The 19,729-nt window shown below is 72.3% G+C and carries 20 protein-coding genes and 1 riboswitch; of the genes, 18 read left to right on the plus strand and 2 right to left on the minus strand.

What is annotated here, in order from left to right:
• Nucleotides 1-31: 31 nt before the first annotated feature.
• From BJ993_RS12600 to BJ993_RS12610, 3 genes are all read left to right on the plus strand, one after another.
• Nucleotides 32-889 carry an NUDIX hydrolase gene (locus BJ993_RS12600; protein WP_308645556.1) on the plus strand — a complete coding sequence of 286 codons (858 nt, stop codon included), beginning with the start codon at nt 32-34 and terminating at the stop codon, nt 887-889.
• A gap of 1 nt (nt 890) precedes the next feature.
• The gene (locus tag BJ993_RS12605; protein ID WP_242530464.1) at nt 891-1,709 is read left to right on the plus strand and encodes an MBL fold metallo-hydrolase; all 819 of its coding nucleotides are present in this window, start codon (nt 891-893) and stop codon (nt 1,707-1,709) included.
• Nucleotides 1,710-1,771: 62 nt separating this feature from the next.
• Nucleotides 1,772-2,539, plus strand: a complete 768-nt coding sequence (locus BJ993_RS12610) for a helix-turn-helix domain-containing protein (protein WP_242530465.1) — start codon at nt 1,772-1,774, stop codon at nt 2,537-2,539.
• A 56-nt stretch (nt 2,540-2,595) separates the two neighbouring features.
• On the opposite strand, the gene BJ993_RS12615 is transcribed toward BJ993_RS12610, so the two are convergent.
• Nucleotides 2,596-3,273 carry a Crp/Fnr family transcriptional regulator gene (locus BJ993_RS12615; RefSeq protein ID WP_036549995.1) on the minus strand — a complete coding sequence of 226 codons (678 nt, stop codon included), beginning with the start codon at nt 3,271-3,273 and terminating at the stop codon, nt 2,596-2,598.
• Nucleotides 3,274-3,411: 138 nt separating this feature from the next.
• Here BJ993_RS12615 and nth point away from each other — a divergent pair, with 138 nt between their 5' ends.
• The 7 genes from nth (at nt 3,412) to BJ993_RS12650 (ending at nt 9,459) form a co-directional block, all read left to right on the plus strand.
• Nucleotides 3,412-4,128, plus strand: coding sequence for an endonuclease III (nth, locus tag BJ993_RS12620; protein WP_179649055.1), 717 nt, complete (start codon nt 3,412-3,414; stop codon nt 4,126-4,128).
• A complete protein-coding gene (locus BJ993_RS12625; RefSeq protein ID WP_179649056.1) occupies nt 4,128-4,763 on the plus strand; it encodes a TlpA family protein disulfide reductase in 636 nt (211 codons plus the stop codon). Before nth ends, BJ993_RS12625 begins: the two co-directional genes overlap by 1 nt.
• On the plus strand, nt 4,760-5,503 hold the full coding sequence (locus tag BJ993_RS12630) for an NUDIX hydrolase (protein ID WP_308645557.1): 744 nt from the start codon (nt 4,760-4,762) through the stop codon (nt 5,501-5,503). Before BJ993_RS12625 ends, BJ993_RS12630 begins: the two co-directional genes overlap by 4 nt.
• Nucleotides 5,503-6,687, plus strand: a complete 1,185-nt coding sequence (locus BJ993_RS12635; RefSeq protein ID WP_179649057.1) for a MarP family serine protease — start codon at nt 5,503-5,505, stop codon at nt 6,685-6,687. Before BJ993_RS12630 ends, BJ993_RS12635 begins: the two co-directional genes overlap by 1 nt.
• A gap of 21 nt (nt 6,688-6,708) precedes the next feature.
• Nucleotides 6,709-7,971 (plus strand): acyl-CoA dehydrogenase family protein, encoded by a 1,263-nt coding sequence (locus BJ993_RS12640; RefSeq protein WP_257026873.1) that lies wholly within the window; start codon nt 6,709-6,711, stop codon nt 7,969-7,971.
• A gap of 24 nt (nt 7,972-7,995) precedes the next feature.
• Nucleotides 7,996-8,766, plus strand: coding sequence for an enoyl-CoA hydratase/isomerase family protein (locus BJ993_RS12645; RefSeq protein ID WP_179649058.1), 771 nt, complete (start codon nt 7,996-7,998; stop codon nt 8,764-8,766).
• Between the two features lie 120 nt (nt 8,767-8,886).
• Nucleotides 8,887-9,459, plus strand: coding sequence for a hypothetical protein (locus tag BJ993_RS12650; RefSeq protein ID WP_179649059.1), 573 nt, complete (start codon nt 8,887-8,889; stop codon nt 9,457-9,459).
• Here the strand turns inward: BJ993_RS12650 and BJ993_RS12655 are convergent.
• A complete protein-coding gene (locus tag BJ993_RS12655; protein WP_179649060.1) occupies nt 9,440-10,363 on the minus strand; it encodes an oxygenase MpaB family protein in 924 nt (307 codons plus the stop codon). The two genes, BJ993_RS12650 and BJ993_RS12655, sit on opposite strands and share 20 nt — an antisense overlap.
• 60 nt (nt 10,364-10,423) lie before the next feature.
• On the opposite strand from BJ993_RS12655, the gene BJ993_RS12660 reads away from it, so the two are divergent.
• The 8 genes from BJ993_RS12660 to BJ993_RS12695 all read left to right on the plus strand — a co-directional run bounded on the left by BJ993_RS12660 (nt 10,424) and on the right by BJ993_RS12695 (nt 19,566).
• On the plus strand, nt 10,424-11,629 hold the full coding sequence (locus tag BJ993_RS12660; protein ID WP_308645558.1) for an oxidoreductase: 1,206 nt from the start codon (nt 10,424-10,426) through the stop codon (nt 11,627-11,629).
• A 160-nt stretch (nt 11,630-11,789) separates the two neighbouring features.
• Nucleotides 11,790-12,902: an NAD(P)H-dependent amine dehydrogenase family protein gene (locus BJ993_RS12665; RefSeq protein WP_179649062.1), complete on the plus strand. Its 1,113-nt coding sequence runs from the start codon at nt 11,790-11,792 to the stop codon at nt 12,900-12,902.
• Nucleotides 12,899-13,723 carry an SDR family oxidoreductase gene (locus BJ993_RS12670; protein ID WP_179649063.1) on the plus strand — a complete coding sequence of 275 codons (825 nt, stop codon included), beginning with the start codon at nt 12,899-12,901 and terminating at the stop codon, nt 13,721-13,723. Before BJ993_RS12665 ends, BJ993_RS12670 begins: the two co-directional genes overlap by 4 nt.
• A 10-nt stretch (nt 13,724-13,733) precedes the next feature.
• Nucleotides 13,734-14,807, plus strand: coding sequence for an MBL fold metallo-hydrolase (locus BJ993_RS12675; protein WP_179649064.1), 1,074 nt, complete (start codon nt 13,734-13,736; stop codon nt 14,805-14,807).
• 1 nt (nt 14,808) lies between these two features.
• Nucleotides 14,809-14,915, plus strand: a riboswitch (TPP riboswitch).
• A complete protein-coding gene (locus BJ993_RS12680; RefSeq protein WP_179649065.1) occupies nt 14,907-15,968 on the plus strand; it encodes a thiamine ABC transporter substrate-binding protein in 1,062 nt (353 codons plus the stop codon). (Overlaps the previous riboswitch by 9 nt.)
• A 7-nt stretch (nt 15,969-15,975) precedes the next feature.
• Complete coding sequence (locus BJ993_RS12685) at nt 15,976-17,640, plus strand: ABC transporter permease (protein ID WP_179649066.1); 1,665 nt, start codon at nt 15,976-15,978, stop codon at nt 17,638-17,640.
• A complete protein-coding gene (locus BJ993_RS12690; protein ID WP_179649067.1) occupies nt 17,640-18,470 on the plus strand; it encodes an ABC transporter ATP-binding protein in 831 nt (276 codons plus the stop codon). The genes BJ993_RS12685 and BJ993_RS12690 overlap by 1 nt, the downstream gene beginning before the upstream one ends.
• A 10-nt stretch (nt 18,471-18,480) precedes the next feature.
• On the plus strand, nt 18,481-19,566 hold the full coding sequence (locus BJ993_RS12695) for a phosphatase PAP2 family protein (protein WP_308645559.1): 1,086 nt from the start codon (nt 18,481-18,483) through the stop codon (nt 19,564-19,566).
• Nucleotides 19,567-19,729: the final 163 nt, after the last annotated feature.

Below are 19,729 nucleotides of genomic sequence, written 5' to 3' on the forward strand. Positions count from 1 at the left end.
GCCGATCAATCGGCGGATTCCGCTGCCGCCGGTGCCGCTTCCGGAGCAGCTCGCCTCCGTCGCGCGGGAGTACGCCGCCGGCACGCGCCAGGCAGCCGAGCCCCGTGACGCCGCGACGGTCGTCCTGCAGCGGCCGGGGCCCGACGGCGCACCGGAGGTCTACCTCCTGCGCCGGCACGTGACGATGGACTTCGCCGGCGGGATGTGCGTCTTCCCCGGCGGCGGCGTGGACCCGCGCGACTACGACCACGAGGTCGCCTGGGCCGGCCCGACGCCCGCCGAGTGGGCGGCCCGGCTCGGCACGACCGAGGACGTCGCGCGGGCGCTGGTGTGCGCGGCCGTGCGGGAGACCTTCGAGGAGTCCGGCGTGCTGCTGGCCGGCACCTCCGCCGACGACGTCGTCGCCGACACCACCGGCGACGACTGGGAGGCCGACCGGGTCGCGCTCGAGTCGCGCGAGCTCTCGTTGACCGACTTCCTCACCCGGCGCGGGCTCGTCCTGCGCACCGACCTGCTCGGCATCTGGAGCGGCTGGCTCACCCCGGTCTTCGAGCCCAAGCGCTACCGCACGTGGTTCTTCGTGGCCCAGCTGCCCGAGGGTCAGGTGACGCGCGACGTCTCGACGGAGTCGTCGGAGGTGGTCTGGCTGCCGGCCGCCGAGGCCGCCGACCAGGCGGACCGCGGCGAGCTCGCGATGCTGCCGCCGACGTACCTCACGTGCCTGGAGATCGGCACCCTCGGTGCCGTCGACGGCGTCGACGGGGTGCTCGCGGCCAGCGCGGAGCGCAGCGTCACGATGTTCATGCCCGAGGTCGAGCCGCTGGGCGACGGGTTCACGCTGTCGATGCCCGACGAGCTGCGCCCGCTGGTCGCGGCGCGGAGGGCGTGACGTGGAGCCCTGGCACGGCGGTGAGTACGGCGACCGCGGCCGCTGCGTGCTCGCCCCCAACCCGGGGCTGATGACCCTCGACGGCACCAACACCTGGATCCTGCGCGAGCCCGGCTCCGAGCGCTCGATCGTGGTCGATCCCGGCCCCTTGATGGACGAGCACCTCGACGCGGTCGCGGAGGTGGCCGGCACCGTCGACCAGGTCGTCGTGACGCACCACCACCTCGACCACACCGAGGCGGCGCGCTCGTTCGCCGAGCGGATGGGCTGCGGCGTGCGCGGCCTCGACGCCCAGCAGTGCTGGCGGGCCGACCCGCTGCGTGACGGCGAGGTGATCTCCGTCGGCGGCCTCGACGTGGAGGTGCTGACCACGCCGGGCCACACGACGGACTCGATCTCGCTGCTCGTCGAGGCCGACAAGGCGCTGCTGACCGGTGACATGGTGCTGGGTCGCGGGACGACCGTGATCGTGCACCCCGACGGCGACCTCGGCTCCTACTTCGACTCCATCGCCCGGATGCGCGCCCTCGTGACGGACGGCCGCGCGGCGTCACTGTGGCCGGCCCACGGTCCGGTGCTGCCCGATGGCGCTGCCGTCCTCGACCACTACGTCGTCCACCGCCGCGAGCGGCTCGCGCAGGTCGAGGGCGCGCTGGCGCGGCTCGGGCTGTCCCGCGCGACCCTGCCGCCCGACGTCGCGGAGGACCCGACGCTGCCGCGCCAGGTCGTCGAGGTCGTGTACGCCGACGTCGACGAGTCCCTGTGGGGCGCGGCCGAGTGGTCGGTCCGCGCGCAGCTGGCCTACCTCGCCGCCCGCTGACCCACCCCCCATGACCCCGGAGGTCATGGCCAGCCCGCAGCGCGCTGGCTAGTTTGGCGAGCGTGAACGCCCCCGCCGGAACCCTCATCCGTGAGTGGCGGCAGCGCCGCCACCTCTCTCAGCTCGAGCTGGCCAGCCGCGCCGACGTCTCGACCCGCCACCTCAGCTACATCGAGACCGGCCGCTCCCGCCCGACGAGCGCGATGGTGATGCGGCTGTGCGACTTCCTGGAGGTTCCGTTGCGCGAGCAGAACCAGGTGCTGCTGGCGGCCGGCCACGCGCCCGCCCACCCCGAGCTGCAGCTCTCCGACCCGCCGATGGCCGAGGCCAACGCCGCGCTGGAGACGATCCTGCGCGGCCACCTGCCCTACCCGGCGCTCGTCGTCGACCGGCACTGGGAGCTGGTCGCCGCCAACGACGCCGCCTACGCCTTCCTCGACGGCATCGACGCCGACCTCCTCGAGCCGCCGATCAACGTCGTCCGGCTCTCCGTCCACCCCCGTGGCCTGGGCGGTCGGCTGGCCAACCTGCAGGAATGGCGGGCCCACCTCGCCGAGCGCCTCCGCCACGAGTACGACGCCAGTGGCGACCCGGAGCTGGGCGCGCTCCTCGCGGAGGTCAGCGAGGGGGGAGTCGAGCCCGTGACGTCGTCGGCGCTCGTCGTACCCATGGACCTGCGGATGCCGGACGGCAACGTGCTGTCGTTCATCTCGACCACGACGGTCTTCGGGACGCCGCGGGAGGTCACCCTGAGCGAGCTGGCGATCGAGGCGTTCTACCCGGCCGACGAGGCGACGCGGGCGTACCTGCAGAGCCGGCCGCTGGCCTGAGGACGACGAACGCCGCCGGACCCCGTGGGCTCCGGCGGCGTTCGGGTCGAGCGGGGTCAGCGCGCGCGGCGCGACATCCGCTCCATGTCGAGGATCACGACGGAGCGGGGCTCCAGGCGCAGCCAGCCGCGCGAGGCGAAGTCGGCGAGCGCCTTGTTGACCGTCTCGCGGGAGGCGCCGACCAGCTGGGCGAGCTCCTCCTGGGTGAGGTCGTGGTGGACGTGCACACCGTCGTCGGCGGTGCGGCCGAAGCGGTCGGCGAGGTCGAGCAGCGCCTTGGCGACGCGGCCGGGCACGTCGGAGAAGACGAGGTCGGCGACGACGTCGTTGGCCTTGCGCAGGCGGCCGGCGAGCTGGGCGAGCAGGCCGCGGGCGACGACCGGACGGCCCTCGAGCCAGCGGAGCAGGTCCTCGTGCGACAGCGAGGCGAACTCGGCGTCGGTGACGGCCGTGACGGTCGCGGACCGCGGGCCGGGGTCGAAGAGCGAGAGCTCCCCGAACATCTGGCCGGGGCCCATGATCGCCAGGAGGTTCTCGCGGCCGTCGGACGACGTACGCCCGAGCTTCACCTTGCCCTCGAGGACGACGTACAGCTTGTCGCCGCTGTCTCCCTCGTGGAACAGAACCTCACCGCGGCGCAGCCGCGTCGTGGCCAGCGACGTGCGCAGCGCTGCCATGGCCTCGTCGTCGAGGGCACTGAACAGTGGCGCCTGACGGAGTACGTCGTTGTCCACGCTTCCTCCAAAGTCACATAAATCCCGGTCGGCGGCATCCTAGCCAGTGCGGCATGTCACACCTAGCGCCGCGTCCGGCATGTCCCCTTGCGACTGGCGCGGATCCGGCTGTCGGCAGCGCCCCGTAGGGTGGCTCCCGTGCGGCCGATCGACACCACCGAGGAGACGTCGACCCAGTTGGTGCGGCGGGCCCGCAAGATCGACCGGGTCCTCGGCGAGACCTACCCGGACGCCAAGGCGGAGCTCGACTTCGACAACCCGTTCCAGTGCCTCGTCGTCACCGTGCTGTCCGCGCAGACGACCGACAAGCGGGTCAACCTGGTGCGGCCGATCCTCTTCGCGGCCTACCCCGACCCGGCGTCGATGGCGGCCGCCGACCGCGCCCACCTGGAGCAGATCGTCGGTCCGCTGGGCTTCTTCCGGGCCAAGACCGAGTCGCTGCTCAAGCTGAGCGCGGCCCTCGTCGAGCGCTACGACGGCCAGGTGCCCGCCCGGCTCGAGGACCTGGTGACGCTGCCGGGCGTGGGCCGCAAGACCGCCAATGTCGTGCTCGGCAACGCCTTCGACATCCCCGGGATCACCGTCGACACGCACTTCGGCCGGCTCGCGCGCCGCCTCGGCTGGACCGACGAGACCGACCCGGTGAAGGTCGAGCACGCCATCGGCGCGCTCTTCCCCAAGCGCGACTGGACGATGCTGTCGCACCACCTGATCTGGCACGGCCGGCGCCGCTGCCACGCCAAGAAGCCCGCCTGCGGTGCCTGTCCCGTCGCGCGGTGGTGCCCGTCGTACGGCACCGGTCCGACGGACCCGGTCGAGGCGGAGAAGCTCGTCCGCACCGAAGGCCCCAACTGATGCGGGGTGCGCGGGCGGCCCGGGCGGCCCGGGTGGTCGGGCTGGCGGCGGTCGCCGTGCTGCTGACCTCCTGCGACGGCAGCGGGCCGGCGGCGCTGGCCTGCAAGGTCGACGTCGACACCCCCGACCTGGTCAGCGACCGCGAGGCAGCGGGGATCGCCGACTGCACCGAGCTGCCCACCGCGGCGGGCGCCTCCGACCTCCCCGACATCTCGCTGCACTGCCTGGGCAGCACCGCCTCGATGTCGCTGGCCGACGTGAAGGGCCCGGCGATCATCAACTTCTGGTCGACGACCTGCGGCCCCTGCCGCGAGGAGATGCCGGTCCTGCAGCAGTTCCACGAGAAGTACGGCGACCAGGTGCCCCTGCTGGGCGTGAACTTCCTCGACACCTACCCCGGCGCCGCGATCGACTTCGCCCGGATCAAGGGCGTCACCTACCCGTCGGCGGCCGACCCGTGCGGCGACCTGCAGGAGAGCGACCTCGTGCTGCAGGTCCTGCCGCAGTTCGTGTTCGTCAGGGCCGACGGCTCGTTCGAGCAGAGGGCCGGCGGCATCGACTCGCTCGCGGAGATCGTCACGATGGCCGAGGACAACCTCGGCATCGAGCTCACCGCAGCGGGGAGGGCGTCGTGACCGGGCTCCCGACCGACGTGCCGGCCGAGCTGCCCGCCGACCTCCCCGACTGGCTGCTGCCGGTCGCCGAGGGCGCGCGGTCGATCGAGGGCAGCGACCTGACCGCCTTCCTCCCGCCGCCGGGCCGCGAGGTCCGTCGCGGCGCGGTGCTCATGCTGTTCGGTGACCGCGACGTGCTGCTCACCGAGCGCGCCCACGACATGCGCTCCCACCCGGGTCAGGTGTCCTTCCCGGGTGGCAGCATCGACCCGGGGGAGACCCCGGTGGAGGCGGCGCTGCGCGAGGCCGACGAGGAGATCGGCGTCGACCCGTCGGGCGTGGCCGTCTTCGGCAAGCTGCCCGAGCTGTGGCTGCCGCCGTCCAACTTCGCCGTGACGCCGATCCTCGGCTGGTGGCGCGAGCCCGGGCCGATCCGCGTCGCCTCCCCGGAGGAGGTGCACGCCATCCACCGGGTGCCGCTGACCGAGCTCTTCGACCCCGAGCACCGGATCCAGGTCCGGCACCCGGGCGGCTGGACCGGTCCGGGCTTCCTGATCGGCCCCGACAAGGACGTGATCCTGTGGGGGTTCACCGGCGGCATCCTGACCCGGTTCTTCGACTTCCTCGGGTGGCTCCCACCAGTGGCGGACCCGCCGGTGCATGATCTCCCCGACTACATGCTCGCCGAGTACGTCCGCCGGACGTCCGCGCCGAGCGCGGACGGGGACGACGGCATGGACATCCTGGAGCCCGAGCGCTGATGAACGTCCTCGACTGGCTCCTGGTCCTCCTGGTCCTCGCCTACGCCCTCTCCGGCTACTGGCAGGGCTTCGTCACCGGCGCCTTCGCGACGATCGGCCTGCTGGCCGGTGGCCTCGCCGGGATCTTCCTGGCGCCACTGCTGCTGAGCCGGCTCGAGCCGTCGCTGGCGGTCTCGCTGGGCGCGCTCTTCATCGTCATCCTGTGCGCCTCGCTGGGCCAGGCCCTCCTGCAGTACGCCGGCGCGCGGGTCCGCGAGCGGATCACCTGGCAGCCCGCGCGCGCCCTCGACGCGGTCGGCGGCGCGCTGCTGAGCGCGCTCGCGGTGCTGCTCGTGGCCTGGGCGCTGGGCGTCGCGATCAGCGGCACCCGGATCGGTTCGGTCACGACGATGGTCCGCAGCTCCGTGGTGCTCGGCAAGGTCAACGACGTCCTGCCCAAGTCGGCCCCGAACGCGCTGCAGGCCTTCAACAACGTCGTCGGCACGGGCTTCTTCCCGCGCTACCTCGAGCCCTTCGCGCCCGAGCGGATCGTGGAGGTCCAGCCCGGACCGGCCAACCTGCCGAAGTCGGCCGCCGTCCGCGCCGTACGCCCCAGCGTGGTGAAGATCCGCGGGGCCAACAAGTGCGGACGCGGCGTCGAGGGCACCGGCTTCGTCTTCGCCCGCAACCGGGTGATGACCAACGCCCACGTCGTCGCCGGCGTCGAGGACCCCACGGTCAGCATCGGCGACGGGGAGGAGTTGGCCCGGGTGGTGCTCTACGACCGCGAGCTCGACATCGCCGTCCTGGCGCTCGACACGGGCGACGCCCCGGTGCTGGACTTCGACGACACCGCCCAGGCCGAGGATCCGGTCGCGATCATCGGCTACCCGCAGGACGGGCCGTTCGACGCGCAGACCGGCCGCATCCGCGCGATGCAGAACCTCCGCTCGCCCGACATCTACGGCTCCGGCACGGTGGTCCGCGAGGTGTTCTCGCTGCGCGGCCTGGTCCGGCCGGGCAACTCCGGCGGCCCGATCGTGACGCCGCGGGGCAAGGTCGCGGGCGTGGTGTTCGCCGCGTCCGTCACCGACCCCGAGACCGGCTACGCGCTGACTGCCAAGCAGGTCGAGGACAGCGCCGAGGCCGGGACGGCGCCCGGGACCGACGATCGCGAGGCGGACACCGGCAACTGCGCCGCGTGAGCCGTGGGCCATAGTGGGCCCATGACCGGCACGGCGATGTACCCCGCGTTCCCGGCGCCCAGCGACCAGGCCCTGCGGGGCTTCGCGGAGATGAAGGCCTTCCTCGCCGAGGACGTGTTCCCCGCCGAGGAGTCCTACGCCCGGTACCGCGAGGAGAAGGGCCCCGACGACCACACCGTGCCGCCGGTCGTGGAGGAGCTGAAGGTCCGCGCGCGCGAGCGGGGCCTGTGGAACCTCTTCCTGCCGAGCGAGTCCGGGCTGACCCAGCTCGAGTACGCCACCATCGCCGAGCTCTCCGGCTGGAGCCTGGAGCTCGCGCCCGAGGCCATCAACTGCCAGGCGCCCGACACGGGCAACATGGAGCTGCTGCACCTCGTCGGCACGCCCGAGCAGCAGGCGCGGTGGCTGCAGCCACTGCTCGACGGCGAGATCCGCTCGGCGTTCGCGATGACCGAGCCGGCCGTCGCGTCGTCCGACGCCACCAACATCGAGACGTCGATCGTGCGTGACGGCGACGAGTACGTCATCACCGGCCGCAAGTGGTGGATCACCGGCGCCGCCGACCCGCGCTGCAAGGTCCTCATCGTCATGGGCAAGACGGACCCGACGGCGCCCACGCACCGCCAGCAGTCGATGGTGATCGTCCCGGTCGACACCCCCGGCGTGGAGATCAAGCGCTCCTACCCGGTCTTCGGCCACCAGGACCAGCACGGCCACTGCGTCATCGAGTTCGCCGAGGCCCGCGTCCCGGTGGGCAACCTGCTCGGCGAGGAGGGCGGGGGCTTCGCCGCCGCCCAGATGCGGCTCGGCCCGGGCCGGATCCACCACGTGATGCGCGCGCTCGGCGCCGGCGAGCGGGCGCTGGCCATGATGGTGGCGCGCTCGAAGTCGCGTACGGCGTTCGGTGGCCTGCTGGCCGAGCAGTCGGCCGTCCGCGAGAAGATCGCGGAGTCCCGCATCGAGCTCGACCAGGCGCGGGCGCTGTGCCACCTGGCGGCGTACACGGTCGACGCGGAGGGCAACAAGGCCGCGCGCCACCTGATCGCCGCCGCCAAGGTCGCCGTGCCGCGTGCGGTGCTCTCCGTCATCGACCGCGCGATCCAGCTGCACGGTGCGGCCGGCATCAGCGACGCGACGCCCCTGGCCGCCCTGTGGGGCTGGCACCGCGCGATGCGGATCTTCGACGGCCCCGACGAGGCCCACCTGACCACGCTCGGCCGCGCCGAGCTGATGCGGGACCCGCTCTTCGAGCTCCCCGCCGCCCTGCACGACCAGTTCCGCTGAACCGATCGACCGAAGGACCCACTCATGACTTTCGTCCGCTACGAGCACGCCGACGGCGTCGCCCGGATCACCCTCGCCGACGGCGGCAACGGCAACCCCGTCCACCTCGACTCCGTCGCCGAGCTCCACGCCGCCGTGCGCAGCGCGCAGCGTGACGGCGCCCGGGTGGTCGTGCTGGCCGCCGAGGGCCGCTTCTTCTCGGTCGGCGGCGACCTCGGGGCCTTCGCCGGGGCCGACGACGTCCAGGCCTTCATCGACGACCTCGCCGAGGCGCTGCACCGCGTGGTCAGCGAGCTGGTCCGCTCCGAGGCCATCGTCGTGACCGTCGTGCAGGGCACCGCCGCCGGCGCCGGCTTCCCGCTCGCCGCCGTCGGCGACATCGTGCTCGCCGCGGACTCCGCGAAGTTCAGCCTCGCCTACACCAAGGTCGGCCTCTCGCCCGACGGTGGCAGCTCGCTGCTCGTGCACAGCCTCGGCCTCCACCGCACCCTGCGCCTGGCGATCCTGGGCGACCTGCTCACCGCGCAGGAGGCGTACGACGCCGGCCTGGTCGCCCGCGTCGTCCCCGCCGACGAGCTGGCGGCCACCGCCGAGCAGGTCGTCTCGACCCTCGCCGCCGGCTCCGCCTCCGCCAACGCCGCCGCCAAGCGGTTGCTGCGCGAGGTCGTCGCGCCCGCCCCGGAGACCGCGCTGCGCAAGGAGTCCCTCTCGATCCGCGCCCTGGCCGGGTCGCCCGACGGGCGCGAGGGCGTGGCCGCGTTCGTGGAGAAGCGGGCGCCGAAGTTCGGCGGCTGATCCCGGGCCGAGTCGCGGGAGCGTCGTCAGATGCGGTCATCCGGGAGGGGTGGCCGCCGGCGTGCGTGGGATGATCCCGCGGTCGCCGACGCTCGGGTCGGCCCGTCTCGGGGGTAGTGCATGTCATCGCAGAGCAACGAGCCCAAGGCCGCTACCGTCGCCCGCCAGGTCCTCGCCCTGGTCTTCCTCGTCGCCATGATCGGGGCGCCGGTGGTCTGGCTCGTCGGGTTGGACCAGGAGCGCACGGACCTGCGGGACCTGCCGGCCTGCGGGGCCACGGTGAGCAGCGACTGCCTCGAGCTGCGTCCGGGCACCGTGGAGTTCAAGTCCACGAGGAGCCGGAAGGAGCGGAAGAAGGGCAAGGCCACCTTCGAGGCCGCGGACGGCGAGCGCGACGGGCTGCGGCTGGAGTGGGGCCCGAGCGTGGACGGCGACGTGCACGGGATCTACCACGACGACCACATCATCGGCGTCCAAGGAGAGGACGGCCGCCGCTGGGCCAAGGCCGGGCTGGGGGGCGTGTTCGGCCTGCCCCCGCTCGGCCACGTGGGCATCTCGGTGCTGCTCGTCCTGATCACGGTCGGGTCCGGGTTCGCGATCCACGTGCTGAACCGCCGGGACCCGGGCGGTCAGGCCGCCCGTGAGGCCAAGGCGGCCGCGGCGCGGGAGAAGCTCAACCGCCGCTTCGGCTGACGGTCGGGTCCGCCGGGGTCGTGGCCTCCGCGTGCCGCACCGGGCAGCCCGCGACGCCGGGCACCGGGAAGGTCCCGAGCTCGCCGAGGGCGTAGCCGCCCGGATAGCTCTTGATCCGCGGCAGGTCCGCGGTGAAGGTCGGGACGCGGTTGGACGGGGTGAGCCGCAGCAGCCTCGCACGGGCCCTCATCGCGGCGCGGCTGAGCCGACGGGCGAGCGGGCCCGGGTCGACGTACGCGAAGGCGTCGAGCAGCGGCTCGTCCATGAGGGCGCGGCTGAAGACCTCGACCGGCCTGCGCACGGGGCGCGGGTAGAAGGTCGTCATCAGGCGCAGGGTCGCGTCGGCGACGCGGCGCCCACCCGCGTCGAAGTCGAAGTGGGCGCGCTCGTAGTCGTCCATCAGGTGCATGAAGCCGTCGTAGGTCTCCGGGACGTCCTTGATGCCCATGTGGCGGCCGAGCGCGCGGTAGTAGTTGACGCTGGCGCGCAGCTCGGTGTCGGTGAGCGGGCGCCAGCCGTAGTCGTCGAGCCAGCGCTTCGGTACGACGACGAAGGTCGACAGTACGTAGCGCATGTCGTCGTTGGAGATGTCGTAGGCCTTGTGCATCTGGTTGATCCGGCGCAGCGCGGTCTTGCCCGCCGCGCTGTCGAAGCCGTGCACGAAGGGCGCCTCGAGCAGGAGCGCGGTGTCGTCGTACCGCTTCTGGACCTGGCCGGTGAAGGCACCGGTCTGGTCGAGCAGCCGGCCGATGCTGGGCACCGCGTAGGTGCGGAACAGGGCGAAGCTGAGCGACTGGGTGAGGTCCCAGGTGAACTCGTAGAGCGCGAGGTTCTGGTAGATCTCGACGTAGTCGGTCTCCGGGTCGAGCGCGTCGTTCCGGTCCCGCCACAGCGACTTGGCCATGGTCGAACGATACGACCCGGTGACTAGAACGCGTTTCAGTTTGGCCCTACAGTGCGATGCGTGAGCGCACCTGACGTCTTCGCCCCCGTCGACCTCGGCCCGGTGCGGCTGCGCAACCGGACGGTGAAGGCCGCGACCTTCGAAGGACGCACCCCGCACGGCGAGGTGACCGACGAGCTGATCGCCTACCACCGGGCGCCCGCCGAGGGCGGGGTCGGCCTGACGACCGTCGCCTACCTCGCGGTCGCGCCCGACGGGCGCACGCACGCGGAGCAGATCGTGGTCTCCGAGCGCACCCTGCCCGGACTGGCCCGGCTCGCCGACGAGATCCACGCGACCGGCGCCGCGATCGCCGGCCAGGTCGGCCACGCCGGCCCGGTCGCCAACGGCCGCTCCAACGGCGTCCCCGCGATCGCGGCGAGCCGGATGCCCAGCCCGCTCTCGATGCAGATGATCCGCTCGGCGTCGGAGCGGGACCTGACCCGGGTGACGAAGGCGTACGTCGACACGGCCCGCCTCCTGGTGCGCGCCGGCTTCGACGTGCTCGAGCTGCACATGGCGCACTCGTACCTGATCTCGTCCTTCCTCGCGCCCGCGCTCAACCGCCGCCGCGACCGCTGGGGTGGCCCCCTCGAGCGGCGCGCCCGGCTCGCGCGGCAGGTGGCGCGCGTCGTACGGGAGGAGGTCGGGGACGCCGTCGCGGTGACCGCGAAGATCTCGGTGTCCGACGGCTTCGCCGGCGGGGTCACGACCGAGATCGGCCTCGACCTGGCCCGGCTGCTGCAGGGCGACGGCCACCTCGACGCGCTCCAGCTCTCGGGTGGCTCGTCGCTGATGAACCCGATGTACCTCTTCCGCGGTGCCGCGCCGGTGTCGGAGTTCGCCGACACCATGCCGCCGCTGGTGCGCTGGGGGATGAGGACGCCGGTGGGGCGGAGCTTCCTGAAGGAGTACCCGTTCGAGGAGGCGTACTTCCGCGAGAAGGCGATGGAGTTCCGCCGCGAGCTCGCGATGCCGCTCATGCTGCTCGGCGGGATCAACCGGCTCGACACCATGCAGCAGGCGATGGCGGACGGCTTCGACTTCGTGGTGATGGGGCGGGCGCTGCTGCGGGAGCCGGACCTGGTCAACCGGCTGCAGGCGGGGGTCGCCCGGAAGGGGATCTGCATCCACTGCAACCGGTGCATGCCGACGATCTACTCGGGGACGCGGTGTCCGGAGTGGGCGGCGGGGGAGATCATCCCGGTGGTGCGGCGGGGGGAGTGAGTTTCACCGGCCGGCCGGTGAAACTCTCGCGCTTGGACGACGAAACTCACGCCTGGACGACGAAACTTCGTCGTCCAACCATGAGTTTCACCGGCCGGCCGGTGAATCTCCCGCGCCCGCAACCCTTCCCCAAAACTAGAACTCGTTCTAGTCTCCTCCCATGTCACAGGTCATCCCCGAGAAGCCGCTGCGTGTCGTCGTCTGGTCGACCGGGACCATCGGCCGGCACGCCATCGTCGGCGTCGACGCCCATCCCAACCTCGAGCTCGTCGGCGTGTGGACCTCCACCCCGGACAAGCACGGCAAGGACGCCGGCGAGCTGGCGGGGCTCGGCCGCGAGCTCGGCGTCAGGGCGACCACGGACCGCGACGAGCTGATCGCGCTCCGGCCCGACTGCATCGTGCACGGGGCGATGACCGACGACCGGGTCTTCGAGTCGATCGAGGACCTGACCGGGTTCATCCGCGACGGCGTCAACGTGGTGTCGTCGGGACCGGTGATCCTGCTGCACCGCGACGGGACGCTGCCGCCCGAGATGATCGAGGCGATCGACGAGGCGGGCCGGCAGGGCGGCGCCAGCCTGCACGTCAACGGCATCGACCCGGGCTTCGCCAACGACGTCCTGCCGCTCGTGATGACCTCGCTGTCCCAGCGGATCGACCACGTGAAGGTCAGCGAGATCGCGGACTACTCGACCTACTACCAGCCTGTCGTGATGCGCGACCTGTTCGGCTTCGGCCAGCCGCTCGACGCGAAGCCGCTGCTGTGGGAGCCCGGCATCCTGACCACCGCCTGGGGCCCGGTCGTGCGGATCATCGCCGACGGCCTCGGCGTGACGCTCGACGAGCCGCTCGTCGAGGAGGTCGACCGCCGCCCCGCCCCGCGCAGCGTCAGCACGGTCTCCGTCGACGTCGAGGAGGGGACGATGGGCTCGGTGATGTTCCGGGTCGTCGGCACCGTCGACGGCGTCCCGCGGGTCACCCTCGAGCACGTCACCCGCACCGACGCGACCGCCGAGCCGGACTGGCCGACGCCCAACGAGGGCGACGGCTGCTACCGGATCGAGATCACCGGCGAGCCGTGCATGAAGGTGGAGTTCACCCACCACGGCGAGAACGGCGACCACAACGTCTCCGGGATGATCGTCACCGCGCAGCGGCTCATCAACGCTGTCCCCGCGGTGGTCGCGGCCCAGCCCGGTCTGCGCTCCGCGCTCGACCTCGGACTGGTCACCGGTCGCGGCCTCGTGACCGGCACGAAGGCGGAGCGATGAGCATCCTCGACCGCTTCACCCTCACCGACCACGTCGCCGTCGTCACCGGCGCGGGTCGCGGCATCGGCGCCGCGACCGCCGTCGCGCTGGCCGAGGCTGGCGCCGACGTGCTGATCTCCTCGCGCACCGAGGCCCAGCTGCTGGAGGTCAAGGAGCGGGTCGAGGCGACCGGCAGGCGAGCGGTCGTCGTACCGGCGAACCTCGCGCACACCGACGAGGTCGCCGCGCTGGCGCAGGCGGCGTACGACGCCTTCGGCCGCCTCGACGTCGTCGTCAACAACGTCGGCGGCACCATCCCGAACGCCTTCCTCGACACCGACGTGGCCTATCTCGAGGAGTCCTTCCACTTCAACGTCGCGACCGCGCACGCGCTGAGCCGCGCGGCCGTCCCGCTGATGCTCGCGTCGGCGGGCGAGGGCCGGCAGAAGTCGATCACCTCCATCAGCTCGATGATGGGTCGGACCGCTGCCCGCGGCTACCTCGCGTACGGCGTCGCCAAGGCCGCCCTCGCCCACTGGACGCGGCTCGCGGCGACCGACCTGGCCCCGTCCGTCCGCGTCAACGGCGTGTACGTCGGATCGGTGATGACCAGCGCGCTGGAGTTCGTCGCCGGCGTACCCGCCATGAAGCAGCAGATGGAGGAGGCGACACCCCTCGGCCGGATCGGCGAGGCGGAGGACATCGCCGCCGCGGTGGTCTACCTGTCCTCGCGCGCGGGCCAGTTCGTGACGGGCAAGCTGCTCGAGGTCGACGGCGGGATCCAGCAGCCCAACCTCGACCTCGGCCTCCCCGACCTCCAACCCGAGACGGCCCCTCTCTAAGGTCGGGGTCATGAGCACCAAGGGCGTCGCGACCGGTCATGCCATCTCGCCGGACTCCGGCGAGCACTGGGCCAACGAGGGCGCCTGGAAGGTCGCGGACGGCATCCACCGCATCCCGCTGCCGCTGCCGATGGACGCCCTCAAGGCGATCAACGTGTACGTCGTCGAGGGGGACGACGGGCTCACCCTCATCGACGGCGGCTGGTCCATCCCGGTCGCCCGCGAGCTGCTCGACAAGAGCCTGCGCTCGATCGACTCCGGCTTCGGCGACATCAAGCGCTTCCTCGTGACCCACGTCCACCGCGACCACTTCACGATGGCCACCGTCCTCGGCCACGAGTACGGCGCCGAGGTGGCCCTCGGCGTCGACGAGAAGCCCGCGCTCGAGCTGCTCCACCGGGCCTCCCTCGGCGAGATCAAGGGCAGCCCGTTCCTCGAGGTGCTGCGCACCGCCGGCGCCGCGGACATCGCGGACCTGTGGGAGGCCGGCCACGACGGCGAGCTGCCCGACGCGGCGGACTGGGCCTTCCCCGACCTCTGGCTGGAGGGCGACCGCAGCTTCGAGGTCGGCCACCGCGTCATCGACGCGGTGCACACCCCCGGTCACACGCCGGGCCACTACGTCTACGCCGACCGGGCCGAGGGCGTGCTCTTCGCCGGCGACCACGTGCTCCCGACGATCACCCCGTCGATCGGCTTCACCGTGCCGGCCGTCGAGCAGCCGCTGGGGCAGTTCATGGCCTCGCTGGCGCGGGTGCGCCAGCTGCCCGACCTGCGGATCCTCCCGGCCCACGGGCCGGTCGCCCCGTCGTCGTACGAGCGTGTCGACGAGCTGCTCGCCCACCACGAGGAGCGTCTCGAGCTGTGCCTCGCCTCGCTGCGGGCGCGCGGCACGGTCACCTCGCTCGTGGTCGCGAAAGACCTCGGCTGGACCCGCCACGAGCGGGCCTACGACGAGCTCGACGTCTTCAGCCAGGGAATGGCTGCGATGGAGACGAAGGCCCACCTCGACCTGCTCGTCGCGCGCGGCCAGGCGACGTCGGCGGACCGGGCCGACGGGGTGGAGTACACCGCCGTAAACTAGGGCGGTCAGACAGGGGAGCCCGCGCCACGGGCTGAGAGTGCGGTACGCCGCAGACCCTCCGAACCTGATCCGGTTAGCACCGGCGAAGGGAGTCCACCCATGCGTGCGCGCGCACTCACCACGATCACCGGTCTCACGGCGGCGACCCTCCTGGCGGGCGGCTGCTCGCTCGTCGGGCAGGAGGACGACGACAAGGCGGGGGTGCGGAACACCGAGGTCACCCTGGTGACCCACGAGTCCTTCGCGATCCCCGAGGAGCTGGTCGAGCAGTTCGAGAAGGACACCGGCTACCAGCTGACGATCAGCAAGCTCGCCGACGCGGGCGCGCTGACCAACCAGCTGGTGCTCACGAAGGACGACCCGATCGGCGACGTCGTCTTCGGCGTCGACAACACCTTCGCGACCCGGGCCGTGGACGAGGGCGTCTTCGACGCCTACGCCCCCGAGCTCCCGGACGGTGCCGAGGCCTACGAGCTGCCGGGCGACGACGACGACGCGCTCACGCCCGTCGACACCGGCGCGGTCTGCGTCAACGTCGACTCGGCGTGGTTCCGCAGCAAGGGGATCGCCGAGCCGCAGACCCTCGCTGACCTGACCGAGCCCGCCTACAAGGACCTGCTCGTCGTCCCGGCCGCGAGCACCAGCTCGCCGGGCCTGGCCTTCCTTCTGGCCACGATCGGCCGCTACGGCGACGGGTGGCAGGGCTACTGGAAGGACCTCGCCGCCAACGGCGCCAAGGTCGTCAAGGGCTGGACCGAGGCCTACTTCGAGGACTTCACCTTCTCCGGCGGTGACCGCCCGATCGTCGTCTCCTACGACTCGTCGCCGGCCTTCACGCTCAACAAGGCCAAGACCCGGACGACGACGAAGGCGCTGCTCGACGGCTGCTTCCAGCAGGTCGAGTACACCGGCGTGCTGAAGGGCGAGGACACCAACACCGAGGGCGCGCACGCGGTCATCGACTGGCTGCTGTCGCCGGAGGTGCAGGCCGCGCTGCCGCCGTCGATGTACGTCTTCCCGGTCGCCGACGGCGTCGAGCTGCCCGCCGACTGGGCGAAGTTCGCGAAGCGCCCCGAGGAGACCGAGACCGTCGACCCGGCCGAGATCGCCGAGCAGCGGCAGTCGTGGCTGGAGGAGTGGACGGACATCGTCTCGAAGTGAGCTGGAGATGAGCACGGCCGTCGGCGGGGCGAGGGGGCGGACGACGGGACGCATCGCGTACGTCGTCCTGGCCCTGGTCCCCGTCGCGGTGGTGACCGTCTTCTTCGTGCTGCCCGTCGGCGCCATGCTGCACCGCGGGCTGTGGCCCGAGGGCCGCTTCGATCCGGGCGCCGTCCTCGACGTGCTGCGGCGACCACGGACCGGCCGGGTGGTGTGGTTCACCGTCTGGACCAGCACCGTGGCCACCACGGTCGCGGTCGCCCTCGGCCTGCCGGCGGCGTACGTCCTGCACCGGCTGCGCTTCCCGGGCCGCTCGGTGGTCCGTGCCGCGCTGCTGGTGCCCTTCGTGCTGCCGACCGTCGTCGTCGGGCTCGCGGTGCGCGAGCTGATCGCCCCGGCGGGCGTGCTCGGCTTCCTCGGACTCGACGGCACAGCGGTCGCGATCATCATCGGGCTGGTCTTCTTCAACGTCGCCGTCGTGATCCGCACCGTCGGCGTCGCCTGGGAGTCGCTCGACCGTCGACCCGCCGAGGCGGCCGCGGCGCTCGGAGCGACGCCGTGGCAGGTCTTCCGGACCGTCACCTTCCCGGCGCTGCGGCCGGCCGTCGTGTCCGCCGCGAGCGTGGTGTTCCTCTTCTGCGCGACCGCGTTCGGCGTGGTACTGATCCTCGGCGGGGTGCGCTACTCCTCGGTGGAGACCGAGATCTACCTGCTGACCGCCGACCTGCTCGACCTGCCGGCGGCTGCCGCGCTGTCGCTGGTGCAGATGCTCGCGGTGGTCCTCCTGCTCGTCGTGGTCGGCCGGCTGCGGGCCGTCCCGGACCCGACCGTACGACGGTCGGTCGCCCCCGCCGCGCGCCCGCAGTGGCGCGACGCCCCCGCGATCGTGGTGACCGTCGCGACGCTCGCGGCCGTCGCCCTGCCGGTCCTCGCCCTCGTCGCCGGGTCGTTCCGTCGCGACGGCGGCTGGTCCCTCGACCACTACCGCGCCCTCGGCGGGTCGGCCGACGGACTGTTCCCGGTCTCGGTCGCGGAGGCGCTCGGTGCCTCGCTGCGGATCGCCGTCGACGCCACGTGGATGTCGCTGCTGCTCGGCCTGGTGGTCGCCTTCGTGGTGACCCGGCGGGTGCGCTCGCGTGCCGGCCGCCGGGCCCGGGCCGCCCTCGACGGCTTCTTCATGCTGCCCCTGGGCGTCTCCGCGGTGACCCTCGGCTTCGGCTTCCTCATCGCGCTCGACGAGCCTCCGCTCGACCTGCGCTCGAGCCCGCTCCTCGTCCCGATCGCGCAGGCGCTGGTGGCCCTGCCGATCGTCGTACGGACCCTCGTGCCGGTGCTGGCCGGCATCGACGACCGGCAGCGGCAGGCCGCCGCGTCGCTGGGCGCCGGTCCGCTGCGCACGCTGCTGACCGTCGACCTCGCGGTGGTGTGGCGCCCGGTCCTCGCCGCTGCGGGCTTCGCGTTCGCCGTGTCGCTGGGGGAGTTCGGCGCCACGTCCTTCATCGTGCGGCCCGCCGAGCCGACCCTGCCGGTCGTGATCTACCGGCTGCTCGGCCACCCCGGGCCGCTCAACCACGGGACCGCACTGGCCGCCTCCGTGGTGCTGGCCGCGGTCACCGCGGCCGTGATCCTCGTCGTCGAGCGCCTGCGGGTGCCCGGAACAGGAGCCTGGTGATGCTCGAGCTCTCCGACCTGACCGTCGCCTTCGACGGCACCGTCGCCGTCGACGGGGTGGACCTCACCGTCGCCGACGGCGACGTGCTGGCCGTCCTGGGCCCCTCCGGGTGCGGCAAGTCCACGCTGCTGCGTGCGATCGCCGGCCTCGAGCCCGCCGTCGGTCGGGTCGCCTGGGACGGCGCCGACCTCGCCGGCACACCGACCCACCGGCGCGGCTTCGCGCTGATGTTCCAGGACGGCCAGCTCTTCGACCACCTCACCGTCGCCCGCAACGTCGGCTACGCGCAGCGGCTGCGCGGCGCCGACCGCCGCGCCGTCCGCGCCGAGGTCGACGACCTGCTCGCGCTCGTCGGCCTGGCGGGCTACGGCGAGCGCCTGCCCCGCACGCTGTCCGGCGGGGAGCGCCAGCGCGTCGCCCTCGCCCGCTCGCTCGCCGCCCGCCCCCGGCTGATCCTGCTCGACGAGCCGCTCAGCGCGCTCGACGCGGGCCTGCGGGTCCGCCTCGGCGCCGACCTGCGCCGGATCCTCGTCGAAGCCGGTACGACGGCCCTGCTGGTCACCCACGACCAGGACGAGGCCTTCGCCGTGGCCGACCGGGTGGCCCTCATGCGCGCCGGCCGGATCGTGCAGGAGGGGCCCGTCGCCGAGGTGTGGGCGCAGCCGGTGGACGACGAGGCGCGGGACTTCCTGGGCGCCCGGCGCAGCTTCGGCGGGCCCGACGCCGCGCGGATCCTGGCGGCCGCCGGGCTGCCCGACGAGGACGGTGTGACGATCGTCGTACGGCCTTCGGGCAGCGGAAGTGACAGTGGAACTGGCACCGTCTCCTAGACTCCGTCGGGTGTACCGCCGCGCCTATACCCTCCTCATCGGCACGGCCGCGCTCATGCTGGGCCTCGCAGTGTTCGCCGCCGTCAAGCTCGACCGGCGGCTGCTCGACCCGGAGGGCAGCTTCCTCGGGCCGTCGTACATCCGCCTCCCGCTGCTCCTGGTCGGGGCCCTGCTCCTCGACCTGCTGCCGCTGACGCTGTGGCGCGCGCGGGGGCGTCCGAACCGGGTGCTGCCGATCGCGAAGCACCGGCTGAAGACGCACTGGACCAAGGAACGGGCGACGCTCGTCGGCATCGGCGTCATCAGCTTCTACCTGACCTACGTCAGCTACCGGAACCTCAAGTCGTTCCTGCCCTTCGTGCGCTCCGCGCCGGACGCGACGGCGGACAAGCCGAGGGCGCTGTCGTACGACCGCGAGCTGCACCTGCTCGACAAGGTCATCTTCTTCGGCCACGACCCGAGCGAGGTCCTCCACGGGATCTTCGGCACGACGTTCACCGCCGAGATCCTGTCGCCGATCTACCTCATGTTCCTGCCGCTCGTGCCGCTCGGCGTCACGGCGTGGCTGGTCTGGTCGCGCAACATGTCCTTCGGCTACTGGTTCGTCACGGCGCAGTGCCTCGCCTGGTCGCTGGGCACCCTGTCGTACTACCTGCTGCCGACCCTGGGACCCGGCATCGCCTACGCCTCGCTGTACTACGGCGTCGACGGCCTCACCCACACCGGCACGACCGACCTGATGAACTCGATCGTCCGGGCCCGCGGCAACGTGCTGTACGGCGGCGCGACCGGGTCCGTGAACTCGATCGCCGGCTTCGCCAGCCTGCACTGCGCGATCACCCTGCTGTTCGCGCTGATGGTGCAGTACACGCTGCGCTCGAAGATCCTGAAGTGGATCTTCTGGGTCAACTTCGGCCTCACCGTCATCGCGACCCTCTACTTCGGCTGGCACTATGTCGCCGACGACCTCGCCGGCATCGCGATCGCCATCGTGTCCTTCTACGTGGGCGGCGTGGCGAGCGGGCAGAAGTTCGACAGGCACGGGCACTCGCACCCGACGACGACCACGTCGAAGGTGCCGGTCGACGTCGACTGACGTCGCTGACTGCTGCCGTCTGGGAGTTTCACCGGCCGGCCGGTGAAACTCACGCTTGGACGACGAAACTTCATCGTCCAAGCGTGAGTTTCGTCGTTCAAGCGCGCCAGTTTCACCGGCCGGCCGGTGAAACTGGCGGCGACTTCTAGGAATTACAACGATG

It is taken from the genome of Nocardioides aromaticivorans, assembly GCF_013408525.1.
Classification (GTDB): Bacteria; Actinomycetota; Actinomycetes; order Propionibacteriales; family Nocardioidaceae; genus Nocardioides; species Nocardioides aromaticivorans.